Origin of the sequence: Bradyrhizobium sp. LHD-71, assembly GCF_031157255.1 — a bacterium.
Classification (GTDB): Bacteria; Pseudomonadota; Alphaproteobacteria; order Rhizobiales; family Xanthobacteraceae; genus P52-10.
The window spans coordinates 94,233-119,740 of sequence record NZ_JAVIFX010000011.1; the positions used below are offsets into that span (position 1 = coordinate 94,233).

General features: G+C 62.6%; 26 protein-coding genes. 13 read left to right on the forward strand and 13 right to left on the reverse strand.

The features are described 5' to 3' along the window. The first annotated feature begins 64 nt into the window (after positions 1–64). The 4 genes from serS to RCO31_RS13950 all read left to right on the forward strand — a co-directional run bounded on the left by serS (position 65) and on the right by RCO31_RS13950 (position 4,370). The gene (gene serS / locus RCO31_RS13935; RefSeq protein ID WP_308969004.1) at positions 65–1,402 is read left to right on the forward strand and encodes a serine--tRNA ligase; all 1,338 of its coding nucleotides are present in this window, start codon (positions 65–67) and stop codon (positions 1,400–1,402) included. A 6-nt stretch (positions 1,403–1,408) separates the two neighbouring features. Further along, positions 1,409–2,191, forward strand: a complete 783-nt coding sequence (gene surE / locus RCO31_RS13940; RefSeq protein WP_308969005.1) for a 5'/3'-nucleotidase SurE — start codon at positions 1,409–1,411, stop codon at positions 2,189–2,191. A 63-nt stretch (positions 2,192–2,254) separates the two neighbouring features. After that, the gene (locus tag RCO31_RS13945; protein ID WP_308969006.1) at positions 2,255–2,902 is read left to right on the forward strand and encodes a protein-L-isoaspartate(D-aspartate) O-methyltransferase; all 648 of its coding nucleotides are present in this window, start codon (positions 2,255–2,257) and stop codon (positions 2,900–2,902) included. A gap of 112 nt (positions 2,903–3,014) precedes the next feature. After that, positions 3,015–4,370, forward strand: coding sequence for a peptidoglycan DD-metalloendopeptidase family protein (locus RCO31_RS13950; protein ID WP_308969007.1), 1,356 nt, complete (start codon positions 3,015–3,017; stop codon positions 4,368–4,370). Positions 4,371–4,421: 51 nt separating this feature from the next. On the opposite strand, the gene RCO31_RS13955 is transcribed toward RCO31_RS13950, so the two are convergent. Beyond that, entirely contained in the window at positions 4,422–5,390 is a 969-nt protein-coding gene (locus RCO31_RS13955; protein ID WP_308969008.1) for an ATP-binding protein, read from the reverse strand. A gap of 195 nt (positions 5,391–5,585) precedes the next feature. On the opposite strand from RCO31_RS13955, the gene yajC reads away from it, so the two are divergent. The 5 genes from yajC (at position 5,586) to RCO31_RS13980 (ending at position 9,916) form a co-directional block, all read left to right on the forward strand. Next, a complete protein-coding gene (gene yajC / locus RCO31_RS13960; RefSeq protein ID WP_308969009.1) occupies positions 5,586–5,927 on the forward strand; it encodes a preprotein translocase subunit YajC in 342 nt (113 codons plus the stop codon). A gap of 102 nt (positions 5,928–6,029) precedes the next feature. Then, a complete protein-coding gene (gene secD / locus RCO31_RS13965; RefSeq protein WP_308969010.1) occupies positions 6,030–7,631 on the forward strand; it encodes a protein translocase subunit SecD in 1,602 nt (533 codons plus the stop codon). A 13-nt stretch (positions 7,632–7,644) separates the two neighbouring features. Beyond that, on the forward strand, positions 7,645–8,655 hold the full coding sequence (gene secF / locus RCO31_RS13970; RefSeq protein WP_308969011.1) for a protein translocase subunit SecF: 1,011 nt from the start codon (positions 7,645–7,647) through the stop codon (positions 8,653–8,655). Then, entirely contained in the window at positions 8,652–9,041 is a 390-nt protein-coding gene (locus RCO31_RS13975) for an Mth938-like domain-containing protein (protein WP_308969012.1), read from the forward strand. The genes secF and RCO31_RS13975 overlap by 4 nt, the downstream gene beginning before the upstream one ends. Beyond that, positions 9,038–9,916 (forward strand): phytoene/squalene synthase family protein, encoded by an 879-nt coding sequence (locus tag RCO31_RS13980; RefSeq protein ID WP_308969013.1) that lies wholly within the window; start codon positions 9,038–9,040, stop codon positions 9,914–9,916. Before RCO31_RS13975 ends, RCO31_RS13980 begins: the two co-directional genes overlap by 4 nt. Positions 9,917–10,038: 122 nt before the next feature. On the opposite strand, the gene RCO31_RS13985 is transcribed toward RCO31_RS13980, so the two are convergent. The 3 genes from RCO31_RS13985 to RCO31_RS13995 all read right to left on the reverse strand — a co-directional run bounded on the left by RCO31_RS13985 (position 10,039) and on the right by RCO31_RS13995 (position 12,832). Beyond that, complete coding sequence (locus RCO31_RS13985; RefSeq protein WP_308969014.1) at positions 10,039–11,112, reverse strand: serine/threonine protein kinase; 1,074 nt, start codon at positions 11,110–11,112, stop codon at positions 10,039–10,041. A gap of 7 nt (positions 11,113–11,119) precedes the next feature. Next, the gene (gene trmFO / locus RCO31_RS13990) at positions 11,120–12,553 is read right to left on the reverse strand and encodes a methylenetetrahydrofolate--tRNA-(uracil(54)-C(5))-methyltransferase (FADH(2)-oxidizing) TrmFO (RefSeq protein WP_308969015.1); all 1,434 of its coding nucleotides are present in this window, start codon (positions 12,551–12,553) and stop codon (positions 11,120–11,122) included. A gap of 126 nt (positions 12,554–12,679) precedes the next feature. Beyond that, complete coding sequence (locus tag RCO31_RS13995) at positions 12,680–12,832, reverse strand: DUF1127 domain-containing protein (RefSeq protein ID WP_308969016.1); 153 nt, start codon at positions 12,830–12,832, stop codon at positions 12,680–12,682. Between the two features lie 464 nt (positions 12,833–13,296). Between RCO31_RS13995 and RCO31_RS14000 the strand changes: the two genes are divergently transcribed. Then, the gene (locus tag RCO31_RS14000; RefSeq protein ID WP_308969017.1) at positions 13,297–13,641 is read left to right on the forward strand and encodes a hypothetical protein; all 345 of its coding nucleotides are present in this window, start codon (positions 13,297–13,299) and stop codon (positions 13,639–13,641) included. Positions 13,642–13,681: 40 nt separating this feature from the next. Continuing rightward, positions 13,682–14,701: a DUF1775 domain-containing protein gene (locus RCO31_RS14005; protein ID WP_308969018.1), complete on the forward strand. Its 1,020-nt coding sequence runs from the start codon at positions 13,682–13,684 to the stop codon at positions 14,699–14,701. Between the two features lie 73 nt (positions 14,702–14,774). On the opposite strand, the gene RCO31_RS14010 is transcribed toward RCO31_RS14005, so the two are convergent. Next, the gene (locus tag RCO31_RS14010; protein WP_308969019.1) at positions 14,775–15,611 is read right to left on the reverse strand and encodes a patatin-like phospholipase family protein; all 837 of its coding nucleotides are present in this window, start codon (positions 15,609–15,611) and stop codon (positions 14,775–14,777) included. A gap of 69 nt (positions 15,612–15,680) precedes the next feature. Then, positions 15,681–16,583: a DUF2189 domain-containing protein gene (locus RCO31_RS14015; protein WP_308969020.1), complete on the reverse strand. Its 903-nt coding sequence runs from the start codon at positions 16,581–16,583 to the stop codon at positions 15,681–15,683. 339 nt (positions 16,584–16,922) lie between these two features. Here RCO31_RS14015 and RCO31_RS14020 point away from each other — a divergent pair, with 339 nt between their 5' ends. After that, positions 16,923–17,324 carry a DUF3597 domain-containing protein gene (locus RCO31_RS14020; protein ID WP_308969021.1) on the forward strand — a complete coding sequence of 134 codons (402 nt, stop codon included), beginning with the start codon at positions 16,923–16,925 and terminating at the stop codon, positions 17,322–17,324. A gap of 88 nt (positions 17,325–17,412) precedes the next feature. Here RCO31_RS14020 and RCO31_RS14025 read toward each other — a convergent pair whose 3' ends face one another. After that, positions 17,413–17,691: a GNAT family N-acetyltransferase gene (locus RCO31_RS14025; protein ID WP_308969022.1), complete on the reverse strand. Its 279-nt coding sequence runs from the start codon at positions 17,689–17,691 to the stop codon at positions 17,413–17,415. 271 nt (positions 17,692–17,962) lie between these two features. Beyond that, positions 17,963–18,250, reverse strand: coding sequence for a GNAT family N-acetyltransferase (locus RCO31_RS14030; protein WP_308969023.1), 288 nt, complete (start codon positions 18,248–18,250; stop codon positions 17,963–17,965). Between the two features lie 235 nt (positions 18,251–18,485). On the opposite strand from RCO31_RS14030, the gene RCO31_RS14035 reads away from it, so the two are divergent. Then, positions 18,486–18,869 (forward strand): SPW repeat protein, encoded by a 384-nt coding sequence (locus RCO31_RS14035; RefSeq protein WP_308969024.1) that lies wholly within the window; start codon positions 18,486–18,488, stop codon positions 18,867–18,869. A gap of 28 nt (positions 18,870–18,897) precedes the next feature. Here RCO31_RS14035 and RCO31_RS14040 read toward each other — a convergent pair whose 3' ends face one another. The 5 genes from RCO31_RS14040 to RCO31_RS14060 all read right to left on the reverse strand — a co-directional run bounded on the left by RCO31_RS14040 (position 18,898) and on the right by RCO31_RS14060 (position 25,232). Further along, complete coding sequence (locus RCO31_RS14040; RefSeq protein ID WP_308969025.1) at positions 18,898–19,983, reverse strand: zinc-binding dehydrogenase; 1,086 nt, start codon at positions 19,981–19,983, stop codon at positions 18,898–18,900. A gap of 29 nt (positions 19,984–20,012) precedes the next feature. Further along, positions 20,013–20,789 carry a potassium channel family protein gene (locus tag RCO31_RS14045; RefSeq protein ID WP_308969026.1) on the reverse strand — a complete coding sequence of 259 codons (777 nt, stop codon included), beginning with the start codon at positions 20,787–20,789 and terminating at the stop codon, positions 20,013–20,015. Between the two features lie 37 nt (positions 20,790–20,826). Then, on the reverse strand, positions 20,827–21,156 hold the full coding sequence (locus RCO31_RS14050; RefSeq protein ID WP_308969027.1) for a hypothetical protein: 330 nt from the start codon (positions 21,154–21,156) through the stop codon (positions 20,827–20,829). Between the two features lie 100 nt (positions 21,157–21,256). Next, complete coding sequence (gene uvrA, locus RCO31_RS14055; protein ID WP_308969028.1) at positions 21,257–24,259, reverse strand: excinuclease ABC subunit UvrA; 3,003 nt, start codon at positions 24,257–24,259, stop codon at positions 21,257–21,259. 268 nt (positions 24,260–24,527) lie between these two features. After that, entirely contained in the window at positions 24,528–25,232 is a 705-nt protein-coding gene (locus RCO31_RS14060) for an outer membrane beta-barrel protein (protein WP_308969029.1), read from the reverse strand. Between the last annotated feature and the right edge of the window lie 276 nt (positions 25,233–25,508).

Consider the following 25,508-nt stretch of genomic DNA (forward strand, 5'->3'; position numbering starts at 1 on the left):
ATGTCCCGCCGTTGACATTTTGCAATTATGCATACTGTCAACAATCGAAACGGACTTCCATCAAATGCACGACATTCGCTGGATCAGGGACAACGCCGTAGCCTTCGACGCCGCGCTGAAGCGGCGCGGGCTGGAGCCACAGTCGCCGTCGCTGATCGCGCTTGACGAGAAGCGACGCGCGGCGATCGTGACGGCCGAGCAGGCGCTGGCGCGGCGCAACGCAGCGTCGAAGGAAATTGGCGAGGCCAAGAAAGCCAAGGACGAGCCGCGTGCGAATGCGCTGATGGCAGAAGTCGGCGAACTGAAGACGAAGCTGCCGGAGCTCGAAGCAACGTCGAGGGCTTCGAGCGAAGAGCTCGATAGGCAGATCGCGGAAATTCCGAATCTGCCGTTGCCGGCGCCGGAAGTCCCCGATGGCGCCGATGAGCACGGCAATGTCGAACACCATCATTTCGGCGCGAAGAAAGTCCTCGGCTTCGCACCGAAGCAGCATGACGATCTTGGTAGGGACCTCGATGACATGGACTTCGAGACGGCCGCAAAGATTTCCGGCGCGCGCTTCGTCGTCCTGAAAAAAGGGCTCGCCCGACTTGAGCGCGCGCTCGGCCAGTTCATGCTCGACGTGCACACCGGCGAACATGGCTATACCGAGGTCAATCCCCCGTTGCTGGTGCGCGACGAGGCGATGTTCGGCACGACCCAGCTCCCAAAATTCGAAGAGGATCAGTTCTGGGCGATCTCCGGCGAAGTGCTGAACCTCGAGCCTGCTGAGATCAAGAGCAGACGGCTCGGGCTCATTCCCACTGCCGAAGTCTCACTTACGAACCTCGTTCGCGAATCGATCCTCGACGAAAAAGAACTGCCGCTGCGGTTCACGGCGCTGACGCCATGCTTTCGCGCGGAGGCAGGCGCTGCGGGCCGCGATACGCGTGGCATGATCCGCCAGCACCAGTTCAACAAGGTCGAGCTGGTCTCAATCACCACGCCGGAAACGTCGAAGGACGAGCACGAGCGCATGCTCTCCTGCGCCGAGGAGATCCTGCGTCGCCTCGGCCTGCACTACCGCGTGATGACGCTCTGTGCCGGCGACATGGGGTTTGCCTCGCAGAAGACCTACGACATCGAGGTGTGGATGCCGGGGCAGGGTGACGGCGGCATGTACCGCGAGATTTCGTCCTGCTCAGTCTGCGGCGATTTCCAGGCCCGGCGCATGAATGCGCGCTCGCGCGGCCCCGACGGCAAGCCGCGCTTCGTGCACACGTTGAACGGTTCAGGCACGGCCGTCGGCCGCGCGCTGATTGCGGTGATGGAAACCTATCAGCAGCAGGGCGGCTCAATCGCCGTGCCGGACGTGCTGCAGCCCTATATGGGCGGCCTCAAAGTCATCGAGAAAGGCAACTGACGCCTCATGCGCATTCTATGCACCAACGACGACGGCATCAACGCGCCGGGCATCGGCATTGTCGAGGACATCGCCAAGCAGATTTCCGACGACGTCTGGGTGGTGGCCCCCGAGAGTGACCAGTCCGGCGTGTCGCATTCGCTGTCGCTTAACGATCCGTTGCGCCTGCGCGAGATCTCGCCGCGGCATTTCGCGGTGCGCGGCACGCCGACCGACTGTGTCATCATGGGCGTGCGGCACATCATCAAGGGCAAGCGGCCGGATATCGTGCTGTCTGGTGTCAATCGCGGGCGCAACGTCGCCGAGGACGTGGTCTATTCCGGCACCATCGCCGGTGCGATGGAGGGCGTGATCCTCGGCATTCCTTCATTTGCACTGAGCCAAGAATTCGGCGTCGAGACACGGCAGAAGCTGCCGTGGGACAACGCGCTGGCGCACGGGCCTGAAATTATCAAGCGGATCTTCGAGACCGGCGTGCCGCCCGACACGGTTATCAACGTCAACTTCCCGAACTGCGGGCCAAATGAGGTCCAGGGCGTCGTCATCAGCCGGCAGGGCAAGCGCAATCAGGGCTTTCTCAATATCGAGGGCCGCAAGGACGGGCGTGGCAACGATTACTTCTGGATCGGCTTCGAGCGCGCCCTGGCGGCCGAGCCGCCGGGCGAGGGCACAGACCTGGAAGCTCTGGCGCGCAAATGCGTGTCGGTGACGCCGCTACGCCTGAACCTGACCGACGAGGTGTTCTCACGAACGCTCGCCGACGTATTGAAAGATCGCGCGCCGGGGTAGGATGTAAGCGATTCTATAGCCTGCGGGCCGCCCGTGTCGTCCGACGACCCATCGCATGAACGGATGAACTTCCAGCTGCTGCTGCGGCGGCGCGGGATCGTCGATCATGCGGTGCTGAAGGCGATGGACGAGGTGCCGCGCGAAGACTTCGTCGAGCCGATCACGCGCGACGACGCTTACGCGGATGTCGCGCTGCCGATCGCCTGCGGCCAGACCATCAGCCAGCCTTTCGTCGTCGCCTATATGACCGAGCAGCTGCAGCTGCGGCGCTATCATCGGGTGCTCGAGATCGGCACCGGCTCCGGCTATCAGGCGGCGGTGCTGTCGCACCTCGCCGCAGAAGTCGTCACAGTGGAGCGCTACCGGACGCTTGCCGATCGGGCGCGCCTGCGCCTGCGCAGGCTCGCCCGCGACAATGTCGAGGTGCTGACGGCGGACGGTTTCGACCTGCCGGACGAACTCGGTCTGTTCGATCGCGTCATGGTCACCGCGGCGATGGAGGAGGTTCCGGAATCGCTCAAGGAACGACTGACGAAGGACGGCGTGCTGCTTGCGCCGGTCGGGCCTGACGGAGGGGTCCAGGTGCTGATGAGGATCCGGCGCAGGGCCCCGGATTCCGCGGCAGACTCTGCGTCGCAAGGCTTTGCAACGGAGGAGCTGCTTGAAGTGCGATTCGTGCCGGCGCTGAAGGGCATCGCGAGGCAGCTCTAAGGACAATGCTCCACTCTCGCGAGAGCTCCCGGAGAATTGCGGCCAATTAAAGGGTTATTTACTGCCGCCATGTTAACTCAAATGTGTTCGAGTTGCGTACGAGTGAGTAACCATGTCCCGTGTCGCCCAGATGTTTCGTGCGCGCCGTGCGTCGCCGGCCGCGGTTATTGCGCTGGTGTCGGCCGGCCTTGCCGGCTGTAGTGCCGATTCGCACCGCTTCGCAGAAAACCCTTTCAAGTCACGTCAGGAAGTGACGGGCTCCGTGCCGCAGTCGCAATATGTGCCGCCGGCGCCGGCCGCGCCGTCGGCGCGTATCGAAAGCCAGCCGCTGCCGCAGTACCAGCACAGTTCCCCGCCGCCGCAGACCGCGCCGGCGTACGGTTATCAGCGCCAGAGCAGCAATCAGTCATCCGGCATCTCGGGTGGCGGACGGGGCATCGCTTCCTACGCACCACCCTCGCGGCCGATCGAGACAACGGCAACGAGCGCGCCGCGCTCGATTGCCTCGAACGGAAGCTGGAGCACCGCGGAAGGTTCGACCATCATCGTCGGCACCAACGACACGGTCGAAAGTCTGGCGCAGCGCCACAACGTGCCGGCGCGGGAAATCATGCGCGCGAACGGCCTGCCGTCGCCGCGTAACCTGCAGCCAGGCCAGTCGCTGGTCATTCCGCGCCAGGTCGTGGCTTCGCCGCCGACCATGTCAGCGCCGCAGACGCGGCCGGCCGATGTGGCATCGTCCTCGGGTGGTGTTCACGTCGTCAATCCAGGTGAGACGCTGTACAGCATTGCCCGCAAGAACAACATTTCGCCTGCGGCGCTCGCCAGCGCGAACAGCCTGTCCCTGACCACCCAGGTCAAGACGGGCATGAAGCTGACAGTGCCGGGGATGAAGGCGGTTGCAGCGGCGCCCGCACCGCAGCAGAAAGTCGCGGCTGCCGCGCCGCCGCCCGCCAAGCCTGCTGCTACCCAACCGCCGGTGACAGTGGCAGCGGCCGAGTTGCCCGCGGCGAAAAAGGAAACGGCGAATCTCGCGACCGAGACCAAGGAAGTCGAAAAGGAAGCCAAGCAGGATGCGACTGGCGGACTGCCGTCATTCCGCTGGCCGGTGCGCGGCCGGGTGATCGCGGCCTACGGCGCGAAGACCAGCGGCAAGCAAAACGACGGCATTAACCTCGCGGTGCCGGAAGGTACGCCGGTGAAAGCCGCTGAAGACGGAGTGGTCACGTACTCCGGCAACGAATTGAAAGGCTATGGCAATCTGGTCCTGGTGCGGCATTCCAACGGTTACGTCACCGCTTATGCCCACGCGAGCGAGCTGATGGTGAAGCGCGGCGACACGATCAAGCGCGGACAGACGATCGCGAAGGCGGGCCAGACGGGTGAGGTGTCGTCACCGCAACTGCATTTCGAGATCCGTCAGGGTGCAACGCCAGTCGATCCGTCGAAATTCCTGAACGGGACGTGAGGGGCGAATAGGGTGAGTGGATCCGCTACTACTCACCATTCGCCACTGTTGTCAGCTCAGCGCCAGCCGGACCTTTAATCGCCCCGCGAGATCCTGCACGAACTGCCAGGCGACGCGGCCTGAGCGCGAACCGCGGGTGGTCGACCATTCGAGCGCGTCCCGCTCGAGCGCGTCCTGAGCAATCTTGATGCCGTAGTGATCGCAGTAGCCGCGCACCATGGCGAGGTATTCGTCCTGACTGCAGCGGTGGAAGCCTAGCCAGAGGCCGAAGCGATCCGACAGCGAGACCTTTTCTTCGACCGCTTCGCTGGGATTGATGGAGGTCGAGCGTTCGTTTTCGATCATGTCGCGCGACAGCAGGTGCCGGCGGTTCGACGTGGCGTAGAGGATCACGTTATCGGGGCGGCCTTCAATGCCGCCTTCGAGCACAGCCTTCAGTGATTTGTACGAAGCATCATTGCCGTCGAATGAGAGGTCGTCACAGAACACGATAACGCGCTCGGCTGCACCGCGCAGCAATGACATCAACGCGGGCAGGCTTTCGATGTCCTCCCGGTGAATCTCGATCAGCTTGAGATTGCCGTCTACGTCCGGCCGCTGATTGACGCTCGCATGCACAGCTTTCACCAGAGACGATTTTCCCATGCCGCGCGCGCCCCAAAGCAGGGCATTGTTGGCGGGCAGGCCGGTGGCGAATCGTTCAGTATTCTCCGTGAGAATGTCGCGCATGCGGTCGACGCCTTTCAGCAGCGACAGCTCGACGCGGTTGACGCGCGGTACGGGAATGAGCCGTCCGGAGGGATTCCAGACGAAGGCTTCCGCACCTTCGAGCGGGTTCGACGAACGTCCGGCCGCTTGAGCGCCGTTCAGGTGCGATGCGATCGTCTCGAGCGCGAGCGCAATCCGCTCATAGGCGCCAGTCGGAACCGTCGCATGCCGGGCGAGGCCTGTGGTGTTCGGGCGACTGCGCTTGGCGGGGCGGGCGCGCCCGGCTGCTTTTCGAGGAGCTTTCTTGGCCATCTGATGCTTCCTTCCGCCGCACCCATAACGGGCCTGTGTGGACCGGGCAAGCGGCCTAGAAATCAAGACCTTAGCTGCCGTTGCAATTGGGACCGCGACCGCTATAGTCCGCGCGAATTTTGGTCAAGTCGGCTGATTTGACCGCTCGCAAAACCGCTCACAAGCCATCCCTGTTGCTCGTTTTAAGGATTCTCCATGCTGATCACTCCTGCGTTTGCGCAAGCTCTCGGTGGCGGCGACGCCACAAGCTTGATGACATCGCTGCTGCCGTTCGCGCTGATCTTCGTCATCATGTATTTCCTGATTCTGCGCCCGCAGCAGAAGCGGGTGAAGGACCATGCGGAGATGGTCAAGAACGTGCGCCGCGGCGACACCATCGTCACGTCGGGCGGGCTGGTCGGCAAGGTGACGAAGGTGGTCGACGACGATCAGGTGGAGATGGAAATCTCCGACGGGGTCCGCATCCGGCAGATGCGCCAGATGATCACCGCCGTGCGCGCCAAGGGCGAGCCGGTGAAGGATGAGGCCGCGAGCTAGGACAGAGTCCAAAAAAGCGCCTCTGATTTGATCGGGAGGCGCCGGTTTTCGGACCAGAATGTCAAAGATAGACGACCGCGCCAGGCACCACAGCAGGCAACCATGCTCTATTTCTCCCGCTGGAAGATCGCTGCGATTACGCTGACTGCGCTGGTCGTGTGCCTGTTCGCCCTGCCGAATTTCTTTCCCGAAGCGACGGTGAAGACCTGGCCGCAGTGGGCGCAGCGTCACATCGTGCTGGGCCTCGATCTGCAGGGCGGTTCGCACCTGCTGCTCGAGGTGGATTCGAACGCGGTGAAGCGGGAGAAGCTCAATCAGGTTGTCGACGATGCACGACGGACGATGCGTGAGGCGCGCATTCGCTTCACCGGCGGCATCAACGTGCGCGGCGACGTGGTCGAGGTGCGTGTGGCGGAGGCCGATGTGCCGGCCGCGCTCGCAAAGCTGCGCGAGCTGTCGCAGCCGCTTGGCGGTCTTCTCGGCTCAAGCGGCCAGCGCAGCCTCGAGGTTCAGGATGCCGGCGGTGGCCTGATTCGTTTGGTCGTGCCGCAGGCCGCCATTACCGAGCGCGTTCGCCAGTCCGTCGAGCAGTCGATCCAGATCATCGAGCGCCGGGTCAATGAACTCGGCACCGTCGAGCCATTGATCCAGCGTCAGGGCATCGATCGCATTCTCGTGCAGGTGCCGGGTTTGCAGGATCCGACACGATTGAAGGAGTTGCTGGGTAAGACCGCCAAGATGGACTTCCGGATGGTCGACACCAGCATTTCGCCCGAACAGGCGCAGCAGGGGCGTCTGCCGTCGGACTCCGAGCTCCTGATGAGCGCGCAGGCGCCGAAGACGCCTTATGTCATCAAGAAGCAGGTGCTGGTTTCGGGTGGCGATCTCACGAATGCCCAGCCCGGCTTTGACCAGCGCACCGGCGAGCCGATCGTCACGTTCCAGTTCAACTCTTCGGGTGCGCGGAAATTCGCTCAGGCGACATCGGAAAACGTGGGCCTGCCATTCGCAATCGTTCTCGACAACGAGGTGATCTCGGCACCTGTGATTCGCGAGCCGATCACCGGCGGCTCGGGCCAGATTTCCGGCGGCTTCACTGTGGAACAGGCTAACGACCTGGCGATCCTGTTGCGCGCCGGCGCGCTGCCAGCACCCTTGACGATCATCGAGGAACGGACGGTCGGACCGGGCCTCGGCCAGGACTCGATCGAGGCGGGTGAGCTTGCCTCCTATGTCGGCTCGGTGCTTGTCATCATCTTCATGCTCCTGACCTACCGCCTGTTCGGCTTTTTCGCCAACGTGGCGGTGGTCATCAACGTCGCCATGATTTTCGGCATCCTCTCGCTGTTGAACGCCACATTGACGCTGCCGGGCATCGCAGGTGTGGTCCTGACGGTGGGCATTGCGGTGGATTCCAACGTGCTGATCTACGAACGTATTCGCGAAGAGTTGCGCGCCGGCCGCAGCGCGATCTCGGCGATCGACGCCGGCTTCAAGCGTGCGCTCGCCACCATTCTCGACTCAAACATCACGACATTCATTGCGGCTGCGGTGCTGTTCTGGGTCGGCACGGGTCCGGTGCGCGGCTTCGCCGTGACGCTCGGCATCGGCATTCTCACCACCGTGTTTACCGCCTTCACCGTCACGCGACTGATCGTTGCGATGTGGGTGCGGTGGAAGCGGCCGCAGACTGTGCCGATTTAGGAAAGAAGCGCACGTGACATTCTGGATTATCCTTGCGCTTGCGGCGTTCATTCTCGTCCTGACGGTCGTCAGCATCTACGGTCTGCTTCCGGCGATGCGGATCGTGCCGGATGATACGAAGTTCGACTTCACCCGCTTTCGTCGCATCAGCTTTCCGATCTCGGCAGCGCTGTCGATCTTCGCGATCGCGCTTTATTTCACCCACGGCCTGAATTTCGGCATCGATTTCCGCGGCGGCACGCTGATCGAAGTCCAGCAGAAGGGGGGGCCCGCCGATATCGCACAGTTGCGCTCGACGCTTGGAGGCCTCGGGCTCGGCGACGTACAGCTGCAGTTGTTCGGCGGTCCGTCCGACGTGCTGATCCGCATCGCCCAGCAGCCCGGCGGCGATGCCGAGCAGCAGGCGGCGATCCAGAAGGTGCGGCAGGCGCTAGGCGATGCGGTCGAATATCGCCGTGTCGAAGTGGTTGGGCCGCGCGTTTCGAGTGAACTGCTTGCCTATGGTGTCGGCGGCCTGATGCTCGCGATCCTTGGCATCCTGATGTATCTCTGGTTCCGCTTCGAGTGGCAGTTCGCGCTCGGCGCCATGATCGCCAACGTGCACGATCTCGTGCTGACACTGGGCTTCATGTCGATCGCGCAGATCGATTTCGATCTGACCAGCATTGCCGCGCTGTTGACGATTCTCGGCTATTCGCTGAACGATACGGTCGTCATCTACGACCGGATCCGCGAAATGCTTCGCCGCTACAAGAAGATGCCGATGCCCGAACTGTTGAACGTGTCGATCAACTCGACCCTGTCGCGCTCGATCATCACCCACGTCACGGTGACGCTCGCCCTGGTGGCGCTTCTCCTGTTCGGCGGCAAGGCGATCCACAGCTTCACCGCAACGATGATGTTCGGCGTGGTTCTGGTCGGCACCTACACCTCGATCTTCATCGCAGCTCCGATCCTGATCTATCTCGGCGTCGGCACCAGCCGTATCGACGACGACACGCTGGCCAAGCCGCCGCGGCCGTGACGGGGACCCCCGAGGCCGGTGGGCGCCACCTGCCGCACGCGGCCGCGATCGACGCGTACGGCAATGGCGGCTTCCGCTTCGCCGACATGTCGCATCGCGGCTCGCTCCTATGTATGCCGGACGGCATCTGGGCCTGGCCGGTCGAACGCCCCGACCAGATCGACGAGAAATCGTTAGCACTGGTTTTCGCGCGCGCGAGCGCACTGGACACGCTGATTATCGGCACCGGCAGGGAGATTGCGCCGTTCCCGGAGACGCTTCGGCAGGCGCTGCGGTCGGTCCATGTGGTGGTCGACGTGATGCAGACCGGTCCGGCCATTCGTGTCTACAACATCATGATCGGCGAGCGCCGCCGCGTCGCCGCCGGTCTGATTGCCGTGCCATGAGCGTGGTCGCGCAGGATCGATCCGGCGCCGACTATTGCGCGAGCCTGGTCCGGGGATCTGATTTCGAACGCTACGCGTCGACGCTGTTTGTGGCGCAAGACCAGGATCAGGACATCCGTCGGACATTGCTGGCGCTGTTTGCCTTCAATATCGAAATTGCGCGGATCCGCGAGCAGATTACCCAGCCGCTGGCCGGCGAAATCCGCCTGCAATGGTGGGCCGATCTGCTTGCAGGCACGTCGCACGGCGACGCTGCGGGCAATCCGGTCGCTGCCGAGTTGCTGCAGGCAATCGATCGCCACGCGCTGCCGCGCGAATTGCTCGGCGGCCTGATCGATGCCCACCGCTTCGACCTCTATGACGAACCGATGCAGACGATGCAGGAACTGGAAGCCTATCTTGAGGGCACGGCCTCGGCGTTATTCCGTCTGGCTTCACGCGTGCTTACAGGTACTGCGCAGCCTGACGATGACCTGATGCGCCACTCAGGCCTGGCGTTCGGGCTGACACGCATCGTCGAGGCGCTGCCGCGGCACGCCTCACGCGGACAAATCTACCTGCCCGTGGACGAATTGGACCGCGCCAATGTTGCGGCTCAGGACGTTCTCGCAGGTAAATCCACGCCTGAGCTGAAGGCTCTGCTACGCGAGTTGGCAATACAAGCCCGACAGCATCTGACGCTGACGTTGGAGCATCTGTCACGCGATCGCACTCCGGTACGCACGGCCTTGCTTCTCCTCGCCTTGCTCGATCGCAAGCTGCAACGGATCTCCTCTGCCTCCTTTGATCCGTTCGAGGTTCGGCGGCCTGCCGCCAATCTCGCCGTCCTGTGGACCTTGTGGCGCGCCTCGCGCCGTGAACCGTTCAGAGCTTAGCGCGCGAACAGCTGATTCCGGCCGCTGCCGCAGAATGCCTAGAGACTTGCTTGTTGCATTGATGAGGGCTGTTTCGCGGAGGGGCGGCCTACCCAGACGTCACCCGCTGGCCAGGCCGACATCTAAAAGCTGAACCGGTCCCGCAAGTTCTTTCGCGCATCGCAGATCGCCTGTACCAACTCGCGTTCCGCAGGCGCCTGGATCAAGGGCTCGATCAGGTCGACCTGATTCATCGCGATCAACTGCAGGATCTCCTTGCGAATGGCGCCTTCGCGATCGCGCGGGAGGGCCGGCGCGATCTGGATATGCTCGGGCGGGTGTGGGGTCTTCGAGCCCGCAAGGGTGGAACGAAGGCTTGCCTCGAGATTGTCGCCGCCACCCTCGACAAAAGCGTAGAGGCCGACGCCGGCGCGGCGGTCGGCGAAGGCGACGATCGCCACGTCGCGCACGGAAGGGTTGGCCTTCATGCGCGCGATCAGAACCGGCGCATCGTTGACGAGCCGTTTTCCACCACCTTCGCGGTCGGTGAAGTTGAACAATCCGCGGGTGATCGCGACATAGACTTTCTTTCCGGTCATCAGCCAGAGCCGGGAGAAGATCGACTTTCGTCCCAGCACCTTGCGCTCTTGCGGCGTCAGCGCCGAAGGCGCATAGCGACGCTTGTGTTTCAACAGGTGCCGCAGGTCTTCATAGGCAAGGATACGAAACAGTTTGCCGCGCCGCCTGAAGCTAGCTGCGAGCTGAAAATCCGTGACGTAGGCCTTGCCGTCGGTCCCGCGCAGCCAGTTCTGTTCCTTGGCAAGGTCGTTGTGACAGATGCCCGCACGGCGCAGTTTTCGCAGCGCGGCCTTCGCCGTCCTGAAATAGGCGACATCGCCCTCGGGCTTCGCCAGATGCAGCGCGACGCCGTCAATAAAGCCGCGCACCAGGGCGTCGCGCCCGCTCCAGAGCAACTCGGGACCAACGCCCATGCCGCGGATGGCTGTGAGGGCTTTTCTTTCGCGGCTGAACAGATGATTGGCGAGGGGACGCGACCACCACGGCACCTGATCGAGCCGTCGCAGGATGGCGCCGGCGTCGCCGTCCGCAGTCCGAAACCGCCCGCGCTCGACGGTCGAGAACACGTCGCGTTTGAGCAGCGCGCCGGCTGACCAGCGCTCGGCCAAAACTTTTGCGTCGTCCTCGGGCAGGCGCATGCGATGGTCAGGCCACGGCCGGGGCACGCATGTCGGCAATCCAGTGGTCAAGATCGCGCAGCGCGCGTGCGCTCAAGCCCTGCTTGCGTGCAATCGATTTTTCCGTGCCGCGCAGGCGTTTGCCATCCGAGCCTTTGGTCGGCGCGGACGCAAGCGGCGGGAAGAGCCCGAAGTTGATGTTCATCGGCTGGAACGAGCGCGGCCCGTTATCGATCGTCTCGATATGCCCGCCGGTGATGTGCCCCAACAGCGAACCCAGCGCCGTGGATGGCGGCGGTCCCATTACTTGCGCGTCGGTGGCGTCAGCAGCGGCGAACAGGCCAGCCATCAAGCCGACGCTGGCAGATTCGACATAACCCTCGCAGCCGGTCATTTGTCCGGCAAAACGCAAGCGCGGTTCGCTGTGCAGGCGCAACTGGCTGTCGAGCAGCACCGGCGAATTGAGAAACGTATTGCGATGCAGCCCGCCGAGCCGCGCGAACTCGGCATTCGCAAGGCCTGGAATGCTGCGGAAGATGTGCACCTGCTCGGCGTGCTTCAGCTTCGTCTGGAAGCCGACCATGTTGTAGAGCGTGCCGAGTTTGTTGTCCTGGCGCAGCTGGACGATCGCGTAGGCCTTCACGGTCGGATTGTGCGGATTGGTCAAGCCGAACGGCTTCATTGGACCGTGCCGCAGCGTCTCGCGTCCACGCTCGGCCATCACCTCGATCGGCAGGCAACCGTCGAAGTAGGGCGTGTTGGTCTCCCACTCACGAAAACTGGTCTTTTCGCCGGCCAGCAGCGCATCGACGAAGGTCTCGTACTGCTCGCGCGTCATCGGGCAATTGATGTAGTCGGCATCGCCGCCACCCGGACCTACCTTGTCATAACGGGACTGAAACCATGCGACGTTCATGTCGATCGTGTCGCGATAGGCGATCGGCGCAATCGCGTCGAAGAACGCAAGCGAATCCTGGCCCGTGAGCTTGCGGATTTCGTTCGCAAGTGCTGCGGAGGTCAAGGGACCGGTGGCGATGATGACATTCTGCCAGTCAGCAGGCGGCAGGCCTGTGACCTCTTCGCGGCGGAGTTCGATCAGGGGGTGCCGCTCGAGTGCGGTCTGAACGGCGTTCGAGAAGCCGTGCCGATCAACGGCAAGCGCGCCGCCGGCCGGTACCTTGTTAGCGTCAGCTGCGCGCATGATCAGCGAATCGAGCCGGCGCATCTCTTCGTGCAGCAGGCCGACGGCGTTGGTGGTCGCATCGTCGGAGCGGAATGAATTGGAGCAGACGAGTTCCGCGCAGCTGTCCGTAACGTGCGCCTCCGTCGTCCGCGATGGACGCATTTCATGCAGCACCACGCGAACGCCACGGTTGGCGATCTGCCAAGCGGCTTCGGAGCCTGCGAGGCCTGCACCGATCACGTGAATTGATTTGTCGCGGAGATTCGTGGCTGACGTCATGGCCAGACACGTAAAGGGCGCGCATCAGCGGCGCAACCGCGGAAGCGGGAAGGGTGCTCAAAACGACAGCGCCCGCTCGAGGCGGGCGTTATCGTTTCGCTTGGGTCGCTCGCTTCCTTGAGGTCTTTAGTCGAGGGCCTGGCCGGCTGCGACGCGCGGGATGTCAGCACGGTCAATGCCGATGTCGGCAAGTTCACGATCCGTCAGCTGGGACAGTTCCCGCAGATTGCGATGATAGTCCTTGAAGGACTGAATCGCCCGAATAATACTGAGCAACATGATTTCGATCTCCTTCGTCCCGGTCAGGGCTCAACCTACCGTTGGAACCTATATAGATCATTCTTTCGCGATGCAGCAGAGCAAATGTTGCGATGCAGCTAAGCGAGGAATGCATAGGGCGTTAAGGGCTGATTAATCATTCAGCGAATCGCCAAAATTTTCATGAATGGCCATTAATCGACTGAAACAGTTTAATATTTGAACTTCGTTGGGACAGAATTTCATATCGAAGGAACGGTTCCTGTCGAATATTCTTTCGCGGAACAGATCCTTAGCTATGCATTCGCTTAACAGAATTGCGAACGTTAAAATGAATCACTGCTCATTTAAAGCCTGAACGGCAGCAACAGCGCTACCACAGTCGCTGCCCGCCGTTGCCATTCGTGCTCGCCATTGCTCGCTCACCGTGCGATAGCAGTCGTATGCTGCGGAGAACGTCTCTGAGATCCAAGCTGAGTAGAATCTTGCTCGCCTACGCGTTGGCATTGCAGGCGCTGCTTGGCGCTTGGGTCGGGCAGGCGGCCGCGGCAAGCTCGGCATCGTTGGACCCCGCAGCAGCCTTATGCCGCACGCTTGCGGGCGACGACACGCCGCAATCCGGAGATGAACACGCTCCAGCTGCACATTGTGCGCTGATGTGCCTGACAGGCGTCTGTGCGGCGGGCGATCCGCCTGCAACGCTGGCGATGAGCATCGACTTTCCGGCCGGCGGCATCGTCCTCGGCTCGATGCCCGACATCGGGCGTCTGCTGGCGACTTTGGCGCCGGGAGGCGGATTGAATGCGCGAGGTCCTCCGCAGATTGCGTGAACGTGCCGCTCACCAGTTCACTCGATCCTCGGAGACCATCATGACCAACATTCAGGCCGGCTGCGCGCGACCATTCAAGACGTTGTCGTTTGTCGCGGCTTTCACGGGCATTGCAATGTCGGGCGCCGCAGCGCACGTCACGCTTGTTACGCCGGAAGCGAGGGCGAATAGCCAATACAAGGCAGTGTTGCAGGTGCCGCACGGTTGCGATGGTGCGGCGACCATTGCCGTTCGTGTGCAGATCCCCGACGGGGTCATCGCCGTCAAGCCGATGCCGAAGGCTGGCTGGACGCTGAGCACCACGCGCGGTGCGTACGCGAAGGCTTACGAAAACCACGGCCGCGAGGTGACCGAAGGCGTCAGGGAGATCGTCTGGTCCGGCGGGAATCTGGCCGATGACCATTTCGACGAATTCACGTTCGCAGCAAGGATTGCGACCGACGGCGGTGCGGCCAAAGCGGTCTATTTTCCGACCGTTCAGCAATGCAGCAAGGGTGAGGTGGCCTGGACGGAAATCCCTGCAGCGCAGCAGTCGCCACACGGTTTGAAGAAGCCGGCACCGTCGCTGAGGATTTCAACAACGGTGGCGCAGGCGGGTGGCGGGCATGAGCATCACGGCGCGGCCGCCGCGTCGGGTCCCGACACGTTCAAGGTCGGCGACATCGCGATCGCAGCTCCCTGGACACGGGCGACGCCCAGAGGTGCGAAAGTGGCCGGCGGCTATCTGAAGGTGACGAACAACGGCGCGGCCGCCGACAGGCTGGTCGGCGGAACGACCGATATCGCCGGGCGTGTGGAATTTCATGAGATGTCGGAGAGCGGCGGGGTGATGCGGATGCGCGCGCTCGATGCGGGGCTGGAGATCAAGCCGGGCCAGATGGTCGAGCTCACCCCGGGCGGCTATCACGTGATGTTCATGGATCTGAAGCGGCAGCTCAAAGCGGGCGACACCGTGAAGGCGACCTTGCGGTTCGAGAAGGCTGGTTCGGTCGAGGTGACCTTCCAGGTCGGCGCGGTCGGTGCAGGCAGCGGCCCGTCCACGCCACACCATCATCACTGAGGCGCATCCCTATTGCGAGCCATCCCAAGTGGCTCGCTATGGCCGCTCGAGGACGGCGTCGCTTTGCTGCGCGCTACCGGCCGAAGGAGGCCGCAAATGCGTCGCCGTCTCTCAATCCGAGTTCGTAGGCGGCGCGAATGCCGTCCGGGTTGGTGATGTCGAACTGGCCGACGCCGATCTTTCGTGATGGTTGCGTATAGGTGCGGCCGGCGACACGGGGAATCTGTTTGTAGACGCGCGTAAGCAACACCAGCGTGCGCCCACCCTTGGCCTCGACGTCGGCAAGAGGCTCGACCGGCACGTTGTCGACTAGTCCGCCGTCGAAGGCTGGGCGCCCGCTGACGAGCGTGACCGGCATGAACGGTGGCACGCCGCTTGTCGCCATCAGCGCGAGTCGAAGCGGCTCGGCTTCAGCGAACTCGCGGACACGAACGAACTCGGACTTGTAGCCGAGCTTGCGGCCGAACCGCGGATGCACCGGATGCAGCAGCTTTTTTTCGATCTGATAAGCGGCGATGCCGAGAGCGGCGCCGGAGACCGGCGATAGCCAGCGTGGCAGGCGCGATATCGCGAGCCGCAGATCAGTTAGCGTGTTCAGGCGGGCGAGGGCGGCCTCGTCGATGACGCGCTCCAGCAGATCGCGATACATCGGACCAACAGGGCAGAGTGGTTTTCCGCGTCGCCAGGCGGCGACGTCGAAGTTCTTCAGGTGATCGCCACAGCCGCCGATAACGAGCTCGCGCACGCGGTGGCCGGCGCCGAGCAGCGAATAGCAGGCCGTGAACGCGCCCGCGCTGGCGCCAACCACCAGCGCGGGCGTGAGGCCAAGTCGCTGCGCGGCCGCTTCGTAGAAGCCGCCTTGCCAGTAGCAGCGGTTACCGCCGCCTGCGAACGCGATTGCATCGAACATGAAAAGCTGCCCCGTCAACTCATACAGGACGAGGCAGCTTCCATGCCAAACGTGTTGCGAACAATCAACCTAGTGCTTGTCGCGCGCCCAGGGGAAGAGCGAGACAGGGAAATCCGCGGCCGGATGGTGGACCTTTGGCGGCGGCTCATAGGGCGGCCGTGTGTTGGGCTCGACCGCCATTCGGTAAAGGTGCCATGTCGCGTGACCAAGCACCGGGATCACCACGGCAAGTCCGAGGAACAGCGGCAACGTGCCGATGACCAGAAGAGACGCCACGATCAGACCCCACATGGCGATCACCAGGGGGTTACTGAGGACGACCCGCAGCGAGGTGACCATCGCTTCGGCCGCGCCGGCGTGCCGATCGAGCATCATTGGGAACGACACCACGCTCACACACAACGAAACCAGCGCAAACAGGAAGCCGACGCCGCAGCCGACGATGATCAGCGTCCAACCCTGCGGGGTTGTCAGCACGCGTCCGATAAAGTCGGGGATCGTTGCGGCCGGCGCATTCCCGAACGTCCAGACGTAGATCGCCTGCGCGGTCATGATCCAGGCGACGAACAGCGCCAGCAGAATTACGCCGAGGCCGACCATCGCGCCGAACGACGGCGAACGTAGCACTTCGAACGCGTGCCAGGCGGACGCGTCTTCGCCGAGCTCCCGCCGGCGGCTCATCTCATAGAGCCCGATGGCTGCGAACGGTCCGATCAGTGCAAAGCCTGCGGCCAGCGGAAACAGTAACGGCATGACCGAGTAGCCAAGCACGAGCCGCGCGATCACGATGCCGAGCACCGGATAGATCACGCACAGCACCACCGCGTGGCTCGGGACTGCCGCGAAATCGTCGAGGCCGCTCCGAAGAGCCGTTCCAAGATCGGCCAGCGCCAGCTTGCGAACGGCCGGCGCAGCGCCGTCGGTCGCACGGACGCCAATCGGCGTAACATTGCCGGAGAATGAAGTTGCCATGGTCGCCATCTCCTTAAGCGTCCGAGGCGGAGACGGCACAAGTGATCGCGTATGCCCGTCCCGGACATCGAAGCCGCGACCAGTAGCCAAGCGCGAGCGAGAGTGCCGTGTTGGCAAGCCGCGACCTGTTGCATCAAGGATACCGCAGCTTGGAGCAGATTGCACGCACTGTTCAGTCAATGGGTTTGGCGCAGAGCAAAACGGGAAAGTTTATTGAGCTTTGGTCACATTCCGGTAGGGATTGGCTTGCACTGATCATGACTTAAGGGATCGCAATCGGCATCCCGACGACCTAAGTTTTCCTGGCCGCATCTTTTTCATCTGAAACGGGAGTGTCTCATGAGCATCTTCGATAAAATCAAGAACGCAATCTTCGGCAAGGCCCACGCTGCGCCGGCGGGTAGCGGTGCAGCCGCAGCACCGGGGGGCGCCCCAACGAGCGCACCGCCAGCAGGAGGCGCTACCACGGGCACTGCGACCGCAGCACCGGTCGATGTCGCCCCCATTCTCGATCAGGCGGTGGCCGCGAAGAAGGAGAAGCTGAACTGGCGCGTCTCGATCGTCGATCTGATGAAGGCGCTCAACCTTGATTCGAGCCTCGACGCGCGCAAGGAACTCGCCAAGGAGCTTGGCTACACCGGCGATACCGGCGACTCGGCCAAGATGAACATCTGGCTGCACAAGCAGGTGATGATCAAGCTTGCGGCCAACGGCGGCAAGGTGCCGGACGATCTGAAATAAGGCCTCACAAGGCGCCGCATCGCGAACGGCAACAAAGCCCGCCCTGTTTGGCGGGCTTTTTCGCATGTGATCGACCGATCGGCCGCGGCTAATTGACGAGCGCTGCGAACTCGGGATGCTTCTTGATGTAGCCGGCGAGAAACTCACAGCGTGGCTCGACCTTCAAGCCTTGTGCGCGGACGTTCTCCAGCACCGCCTTGGCCAGGATCGAGCCGATGCCGCGACCGCCCAGCTCCTTGGGCACCTCGGTGTGCAGCAGCGTGATAGAGCCGCTGGAGGACAGCGCATATTCGACGAACGCCAAATGATCGTCGATCTCCAGTTCGAACCGGCTCTTGCTCTTGTTGTTGCGGAGCGTGCTGGGCATGACGTCGATCCTTCTTCTTCTTGGCCGATTGCTCGGACGCGATTCCAGTGCGCTGGATTTGACGTTCGTATCAGCGCTTGCCGCGAGTCCCGCGTACGAACGTCCCAATCCAAAAACGCACCAGCATTTTAGTTGCTAGTGTCTCTCTTGGTTCTAACGTTCGCATACGAAGTTGCCGCAAGTCGCGAACGCTAAAACCGGGACACTAGAGCATGAGTGGTTCGGCGAAAGGCCAAACTGTGATGGTGGCCATTCATGCCGCGCATGGTGATCAGCCTTGCGAGCGTGGCGCGACCAGGTCGTGAAATTCAGGGTGGGCGGCGATATGTTCGCTAACGTACCAGCAGTGCGGCACGACCTTCATCTGCTGGGCGCGCGCGTATTCCAAGGCGGCCTGTACCACGCGCGCGGCGAGACCGCGCCCACGCAGGGCCGGCGGCGTCAGCGTGTGGAAGAATGTCATCACACCTGGAGATAGGCGGTACTCGGTGAAGGCTATCTCGCCATCGGCATCGAGTTCGAAGCGTTGCTTCGCCGCGTTATGAACGACCGTATCCATATGCTCGCAAGCTCACCTTCCGTCGCCGATGCATCACCAGATAGCGTTTTGTGCCGGCTGCGCAAACGCCGTGCGTGCACGGCCGCCACACCGGACGCGGCGGTGCGAAGATTTTACGCTCTTGCAAAAAGTTCCCTTGCGCCTAGCTATTTAGGAGACATGCGCCACGGCTCGGCCGTTGGCATTCTGAGCGGTCCGGCCACAGACGTATGCCTCTTCGGCAAAGGAGGCTTCGATGTCGATAACGCGCTTCTTCGGCACTCATAGAACCTGGGAGGACTGGTGCGGCATGGCGCTTGGCGTCATGATCCTGCTGTCGCCGTGGTTTACGACCCGACCGGATCACAACGAGGTCATTGTCAACGCCCTTTGTGTTGGCATCCTCGTCTTCGGTCTGTCCCAGCTGGAATATCTCGCGTTGCAGCGTTGGGAGGAGGCGGGTGCGTTGGCGCTCGGCTTCTGGCTGATCGCCTCGCCGTTCATTTTCAACTATGCTGGTGCCGACGCATTGCGGTACTGGCACTTCGTGCTCGGCGGCCTGGTCGCCGCGCTTGCGCTGCTTCAGCTCTGGCAGGACTGGCTGCGGAGCGACCAGGAATTGGCCCGGCACAACAAGTAGCTGGCCCGGCGCAGTTTTGACGAGCGGATCACCGCCACGGCTCGACGAGGATTTTGGTGTGCCGTTCCGGATTACCGAGATCGGCGAACGCCTGCGCGACACCCTCGATGCCGACCTTGCCGGTGATGAGGGACGCCGCATCGACCTTGCCATCCGCCAGAAGCTGCAGCGAGCTTGCGAATTCGAGAGGCGTGTAGCCCAGCACGTACTGCACGTTCAATTCTTTCATGATGCCCAGCATCGGCTCCAAGCGATCGGTTTCCATGCAGACGCCGACGACGACGATGCGTGCGTCGCGCGGCGCTCCCTCGAATATCTGCTGGATCACGCCGGGCACGCCGACGCATTCGAAGATCAAGGCGCCCTTCAGGGCCGGTAGCCACGCCCGCGCGGGCGGCCGCGCGGCCTTCTGTTCGGGCGTCATGGCAGCATGCTCCGCCCAGGTCTTGAAGGGAAGTTCGGTCGCCGGATCGATCACAACGTCGGCGCCCATCTTCTCGGCCAGTGTGCGCCGCGCAGGCGAGTAGTCGGCAGCGACGATCGGGTGTAGCCCTTTCAATTTCAGGGCAGCGATCACGGCCAGTCCGACGGGTCCGCAGCCGATCACCAGCGGCACCTCGTCACCCTGCACGTTGGCCTTGGCAACGGCGTGGACGCCGACCGCGAGCGGCTCGGTCAGCGCCGCGTGCTCGGCGGGCAGACCGTTCGGCACCTCCAGCATCAGCGCCTCGCTGAGCAGCATGCGCTCCGCATAGCCGCCGACATGGTCATTGGAGTAGCCGATGCTTTTTGGTCCATCGCCGCCAAGAAGAGCAGGCACGGAGCAGACCCGCGCGCCGGGCTTGAACCGCCGCTCGGTCGATGGCCCGTGCTCGATGATCTCGCAGCAGAACTCGTGACCGAACACGACATCCCGTGACGGATCCATCGGCTTGCGCGTGCCGCCCAGATGCTGCGTCATCTCCGCCATCCGGCGGGCATGCTTGCGCGCGTGCAAATCGGAGCCGCAGATACCGCAGGCAAGCGTCTTCACCAGCACCTGCCCGGCGCCGGGTACAGGCTCAGGCAGCGTGTCGGCGACGATTTCGCCGCCGCGAAAAATGGCCGCGCGCATGATTCCTCCTCGTGTACTTTCGTTGCCTGCTACCTTATACCTTCATCCGGAATGTTGAGAATGGTGCCGCAGGCCTTGCAGTGCACCGCATCGACGTCGTGGCGCTGGAGGCCGCATGTCGGGCAGGGGAAACGGACCTTGTTCGGCGCAATCAGCGCACGCGCGAGGTTGAAGAACAGCGTCACGCCGAAAATCATGATGATCACCGAGATCAGCCGGCCGATCGTTCCCGGCAGGGTGATGTCGCCGAAGCCGGTTGTGGTCAATGCGGTAACGGTGAAGTACAGCGCATCGGCGTAGTTGACGATCTGTGGATTGCGGAATTTCTGCGTCTCGTAGACGATCGCCGTCATGATGAAGATGAAGACCGCAAGATTCGTGACGGCGAAGATGACCTCCTCGTTACGCCGGAAGAAACTGAAATCGCTGCGCAGGCGCGTCAGCATCTGGTAGTCGCGCAACAGCCGCAAGGTGCGCAGAATGCGCAGGAAGCCGCCGCCTTCTCCCGCGAGCGGCGCCAGGAACGAGATGATCGCGACGATGTCTGTCCAGGTGGATATGCGGGTCATCTCCCGCATGCGGTTGCGGCTGATAAAGAGCCGCGCCGCGAAGTCGGCAAGGATCAGAGTGCCGAACGCGACGTCGATGATATCCGTCACCTGGGTGGACGGCAGGAACGAGGTCGCGATGATGAAGAGGATCGTGACGACGTCGAATGCGAGCAGCACATAACGGAAGCGAACGCCCTGCGGCGTCGACCCCTCGTAGAGCTGGCGCAGCTTGCGTTGCAGGTTTGCCCAAGTCACGCAGCTATTTTCACGCTTCGGAGGGCGTTTTCAAGAGCTACTGCGACCGCAACTTGCGGACATGGATGTTGATGTCGAGATCGATCCGGCTGACGCACGTTTGCTCGGTGCGGTGCGAGTTGCCGGCAAACCATCGCCCCTCACGCGCCTGCGGGTTGCGGACAGCAGCCAGCTTCAGGCAGCGCCATTGAGGCAGCTTGCCACTGCTCTCGCCGGCGAATTGCCAGGCCAGAACGACTTCCTCGCCATTCTTGTTGGTGCCGATGATGTGCGGGCACAGTTCACGCCGGCGGCCCTCGTAGTCGCAAGTCACCTGCCGTTCGGTCAGGATCGCGGCGCGGAAAAGGTTGTAGCTCGCGGAAGCCATGAGGCGCGGCCGTAGAGCGGAATACACGCTCGCTCAACAACGGGGACGCTGCGTTGTTCCATCGTAGCGAGGTGCCGGCAGGCTCGCGCAGCGAAGCAGTTTACTCCGCCGCTTCTTCCGTTCCTTCCTCGCTCGACTTCTTCACGCTACCTTCGTGCTTCTTCGCCAGCACAGGCTTCAGAAACTTGCCCGTGTAGCTGCGCTGAGCTTTGGCGATATCTTCAGGCGGACCCCAGGCGACGATCTCGCCACCGCCGTCACCGCCTTCAGGGCCTAAATCGATCACCCAGTCGGCAGTTTTGATGACCTCGAGATTATGCTCGATGACGACGACGCTGTTGCCTTGGTTGACCAACTCGTGCAGCACCTCGAGCAGTTTCGAGACGTCGTGGAAGTGCAGGCCCGTGGTCGGCTCGTCGAGGATGTAGAGCGTACGACCGGTCGCACGTTTGGAGAGTTCCTTGGCGAGCTTCACCCGCTGCGCCTCGCCGCCGGAGAGCGTGGTCGCCTGCTGGCCGACATGGATGTAGCCGAGGCCGACACGCTGCAGCGTCCGGAACGTGTCGCGCACCCGCGGCACCGCCTTGAAGAACTCCGCCGCTTCGTCGACCGTCATGTCGAGCACGTCGGCGATCGACTTGTTCTTGAACAGCACCTCCAGCGTCTCGCGGTTGTAGCGCTTGCCCTTGCAGGTATCGCAGGTGACGTACACGTCGGGCAGAAAGTGCATCTCGATCTTGATGACGCCGTCGCCCTGGCAGGCCTCGCAGCGGCCGCCCTTGACGTTGAACGAGAAGCGCCCGGGCTCGTAGCCACGTGCCTTGGCCTCAGGCAATCCGGCGAACCATTCGCGGATGGGCGTAAATGCACCGGTGTAGGTTGCAGGATTGGAGCGCGGCGTGCGGCCGATCGGCGACTGGTCGATATCGATGATCTTGTCGATATGCTCCAGTCCCTCGATGCGATCGTGCGGGGCCGGGCCCTCGCTCGCGTTGTTGAGCTTTCGGGCGATGGCCTTGTAAAGCGTGTCGATCAGCAGCGTCGACTTGCCGCCGCCGGAGACGCCGGTAATGGCCGTGAACAGGCCCAGCGGAATTTCCGCCGTGACGTTCTTCAAATTGTTGCCGCGCGCGTTGACCACCTTGATCGTGCGGCGGTGGTTCGGCGGCTTGCGCTGCGGGATCGAGATGAATTTCTCGCCGGTCAGATACTGTCCGGTGATCGAGTTGGGATTGCGCATGATGTCGTCCGGGGTGCCCTGGGCGACGATGCGGCCGCCATGCACACCGGCGCCAGGACCGACGTCCACCACGTAGTCGGCCGTGTGGATCGCATCCTCGTCATGCTCGACCACGATCACGGTGTTGCCGAGATCGCGCAGCCGCCGCAGCGTCTCCAGCAGGCGGGCGTTGTCGCGCTGGTGCAGGCCGATCGACGGCTCATCGAGCACGTACAGCACTCCGGTAAGTCCCGAGCCGATCTGCGAGGCCAGACGAATGCGCTGGCTTTCGCCGCCGCTCAACGTGCCGGAGGCGCGTGACAGCGTCAGATAGTCGAGACCGACGTCGTTCAGAAACGTGAGACGATCGCGGATCTCCTTCAGGATGCGAACCGCAATCTCGTTCTGTTGCTTGTTCAGCTTCTTCGGCACGGCCTCGAACCACTCGCCCGCGCCCTTGACGGACAGTTCGGCCACTTCGCCGATGTGCTTGCCGCCGACCTTCACGCACAGCGCTTCAGGCTTCAGCCGGTAGCCATTGCAGGCGGCGCAGGGAATGTCGGTGAAGTATTTTCCGAGTTCCTCCCGGGCCCATTCGCTCTCGGTCTCGCGGAAGCGGCGCTCGAGGTTGGTGACGATGCCCTCGAACGGCTTCCTGGTTTCGTAGGAGCGCATGCCGTCGTCATAGGCGAATTTGATCTCGTCCTCGCCGGAGCCGTGCAGGATCGCGTTCTGCGTCTTTTTGGGCAGATCCTTCCACTTGGTGTCGAGAGTGAATTTGTAGAACTTTCCGAGCGCCGTCAGCGTCTGCACATAGTACGGCGATGACGACTTCGCCCACGGTGCGATTGCGCCCTTGCGCAGGGTCAGCTCCTTGTCGGGGACGACGAGGTCAGCGTCGATGTGCTGCTCGACGCCAAGGCCGCCGCACTGCGGGCAGGCGCCATACGGGTTGTTGAACGAGAACAGCCGAGGCTCGATCTCGGGAATGGTGAAGCCGGAGACCGGGCAGGCGAACTTCTCCGAGAACAGCAGGCGTTCCGGGCCTGACTTGTCGTGGATCTTCGCGGTCTTCTTGTCCGACTTCTTATTATTTTCAACGGGTTCGCTGGTCGCCGGACCATCGGCGAACTCGACGACCGCGAGGCCTTCCGCCAGCTTCAGCGCCGTCTCGAAGCTTTCCGCCAGCCGCTGGGCGATGTCGGCGCGTACGACGATGCGGTCGACCACCACGTCGATATCGTGCGGAAACTTCTTGTCGAGCACCGGTGCTTCCGACAGTTCATAGAACTTGCCGTCGATCTTGACGCGCTGAAAGCCCTTCTTGAGGTATTCGGCGAGTTCCTTCCGGTACTCGCCCTTGCGACCGCGCACCACCGGCGCCAGCAGATAAAGCCGCGTGCCTTCGGGTAGCGCCAGCACGCGATCGACCATCTGGCTGACGGTCTGGCTTTCGATCGGCAGGCCGGTTGCGGGAGAGTAGGGCACGCCGGCGCGCGCCCACAGCAGGCGCATGTAATCGTAGATCTCGGTCACGGTCGCGACCGTGGAGCGTGGATTCCTGGAGGTCGTCTTCTGCTCGATCGAGATGGCCGGCGACAGGCCGTCGATCTGATCGACGTCCGGCTTCTGCATCATTTCCAGGAATTGTCGCGCGTAAGCAGAGAGCGATTCGACGTAGCGGCGCTGGCCCTCCGCGTAGATCGTATCGAACGCGAGCGACGACTTGCCGGAGCCGGACAGCCCCGTGAACACGACCAGCTTGTCGCGCGGAATCTCGAGGTCGATGCCCTTCAGATTGTGCTCGCGCGCGCCGCGAATCGTGATGGCGCGAAGTCCGCCTGCCGCGGACTGCTTGCGGTTCGCCTTGAGCACTTCATCCATCGATCAATTCCGGGGCTCTCCGCGCGGAGACTATCGCGCGCTGAAATGACGTTCGCGCTGCTGGGTAATCGGCGCTACGGAACATAGTGGGAACGATGCGGCTTTTCCAGAGGCTCGTCCGCCTCATCAACCGCTTCCTGCAGCACAGTGTCAGGAACTGTCAGTAGCTTTTCGCCGATCTGCTGCTGTTCCACCAGAACAATAAAACATGCAAACAAAAAGGCCGGCGCGAGGCCGGCCTTTCCGTGTTTCGGATCGTCGCGCGATCTCAGTAGCGCGTGGCGACCGGACCACCGAAGCGGTAGTTGATGCGGCCGGTGAAGACGTCGGTGTCGAGGCGGATGCGATCGCTCGCGTTCGCAGGCGAGAACGCGATGTCGTCCTTGCCCATGAACAGGTGATTGTACTCCAGGCCGGCCGACCAGTTCGGAGCGAAGGCGTATTCGAAGCCGACGCCAACCGAGGCACCCCAGCGGGTCTCGTCGGCAGAGCCGAGCGTGACGCCGTTCAGCGTGTTGGAGACGCTATATTCAACGGATTGAACCGCCGCGCCGCCCTTGGCGTAGAGCATGAACTGGTTCCACGCGTAGCCAACCTTACCGGTGAACAGGCCGAAAGCATCGACCTTCGAGTGGTTGGTCACACCGAACAGCGTGTTAGCGTTCGAACCCGACAAGTCCGCCCAGTTGCCCTGCGCTTCGAGGCCGAGCACCCAGGGACCAATCTGCCAGTTGTAGCCGATCTGGCCGCCGACGGTTCCGCCGTCGACATCGTGGCTGCCGAGCACACCCCATTTGCTGTCGCCCCAGCCGTAGCCGCCGTTGATACCGACATAGAAGCCGGTCCAGTTCCACACCGGCTCGACCATCGGCGGTGCCTTCACGGGATAACGTGCACCCAGGTCAGCCGCCGCTGCCGGTGTTGCGATCGCCAGGGCCACCAGCGCGACCGTACCCAGCAAATACTTCTTCATCTTACTTCTCCAGTGCATGGCCGTGCTTGATGCTGCGGCCTCTTCTTCGGCGCACGGCTGCTAACCTAATAGGCAACCCCCGACGCTTGATGCGCAGGACCATAGCGATTTCCGGCGCAGATGGCCGTCACCGAAATGACACAGCCAGGGGCGAATTTGCGGTGCAAAAACTAACAATTCGGCAACTTTTTCAATGTGTTAAAAGTTACCGAGAGCCGCGCTTCGGCCACATTTCCGGGCCCGAAACGCCGCTTTTATCACTGTCCTGTAATAATG

What these genes read in the sequence shown, in the direction of transcription:
- serS (WP_308969004.1), top strand. Translation starts at nt 65, where the DNA reads ATGCACGACATTCGCTGGATCAGGGACAACGCCGTAGCCTTCGACGCC.
- surE (WP_308969005.1), top strand. Translation starts at nt 1,409, where the DNA reads ATGCGCATTCTATGCACCAACGACGACGGCATCAACGCGCCGGGCATC.
- RCO31_RS13945 (WP_308969006.1), top strand. Translation starts at nt 2,255, where the DNA reads ATGAACTTCCAGCTGCTGCTGCGGCGGCGCGGGATCGTCGATCATGCG.
- RCO31_RS13950 (WP_308969007.1), top strand. Translation starts at nt 3,015, where the DNA reads ATGTCCCGTGTCGCCCAGATGTTTCGTGCGCGCCGTGCGTCGCCGGCC.
- RCO31_RS13955 (WP_308969008.1), bottom strand. Translation starts at nt 5,390, where the DNA reads ATGGCCAAGAAAGCTCCTCGAAAAGCAGCCGGGCGCGCCCGCCCCGCC.
- yajC (WP_308969009.1), top strand. Translation starts at nt 5,586, where the DNA reads ATGCTGATCACTCCTGCGTTTGCGCAAGCTCTCGGTGGCGGCGACGCC.
- secD (WP_308969010.1), top strand. Translation starts at nt 6,030, where the DNA reads ATGCTCTATTTCTCCCGCTGGAAGATCGCTGCGATTACGCTGACTGCG.
- RCO31_RS13980 (WP_308969013.1), top strand. Translation starts at nt 9,038, where the DNA reads ATGAGCGTGGTCGCGCAGGATCGATCCGGCGCCGACTATTGCGCGAGC.
- RCO31_RS13985 (WP_308969014.1), bottom strand. Translation starts at nt 11,112, where the DNA reads ATGCGCCTGCCCGAGGACGACGCAAAAGTTTTGGCCGAGCGCTGGTCA.
- trmFO (WP_308969015.1), bottom strand. Translation starts at nt 12,553, where the DNA reads ATGACGTCAGCCACGAATCTCCGCGACAAATCAATTCACGTGATCGGT.
- RCO31_RS13995 (WP_308969016.1), bottom strand. Translation starts at nt 12,832, where the DNA reads ATGTTGCTCAGTATTATTCGGGCGATTCAGTCCTTCAAGGACTATCAT.
- RCO31_RS14005 (WP_308969018.1), top strand. Translation starts at nt 13,682, where the DNA reads ATGACCAACATTCAGGCCGGCTGCGCGCGACCATTCAAGACGTTGTCG.
- RCO31_RS14010 (WP_308969019.1), bottom strand. Translation starts at nt 15,611, where the DNA reads ATGTTCGATGCAATCGCGTTCGCAGGCGGCGGTAACCGCTGCTACTGG.
- RCO31_RS14015 (WP_308969020.1), bottom strand. Translation starts at nt 16,583, where the DNA reads ATGGCAACTTCATTCTCCGGCAATGTTACGCCGATTGGCGTCCGTGCG.
- RCO31_RS14020 (WP_308969021.1), top strand. Translation starts at nt 16,923, where the DNA reads ATGAGCATCTTCGATAAAATCAAGAACGCAATCTTCGGCAAGGCCCAC.
- RCO31_RS14025 (WP_308969022.1), bottom strand. Translation starts at nt 17,691, where the DNA reads ATGCCCAGCACGCTCCGCAACAACAAGAGCAAGAGCCGGTTCGAACTG.
- RCO31_RS14030 (WP_308969023.1), bottom strand. Translation starts at nt 18,250, where the DNA reads ATGGATACGGTCGTTCATAACGCGGCGAAGCAACGCTTCGAACTCGAT.
- RCO31_RS14035 (WP_308969024.1), top strand. Translation starts at nt 18,486, where the DNA reads ATGTCGATAACGCGCTTCTTCGGCACTCATAGAACCTGGGAGGACTGG.
- RCO31_RS14040 (WP_308969025.1), bottom strand. Translation starts at nt 19,983, where the DNA reads ATGCGCGCGGCCATTTTTCGCGGCGGCGAAATCGTCGCCGACACGCTG.
- RCO31_RS14050 (WP_308969027.1), bottom strand. Translation starts at nt 21,156, where the DNA reads ATGGCTTCCGCGAGCTACAACCTTTTCCGCGCCGCGATCCTGACCGAA.
- uvrA (WP_308969028.1), bottom strand. Translation starts at nt 24,259, where the DNA reads ATGGATGAAGTGCTCAAGGCGAACCGCAAGCAGTCCGCGGCAGGCGGA.
- RCO31_RS14060 (WP_308969029.1), bottom strand. Translation starts at nt 25,232, where the DNA reads ATGAAGAAGTATTTGCTGGGTACGGTCGCGCTGGTGGCCCTGGCGATC.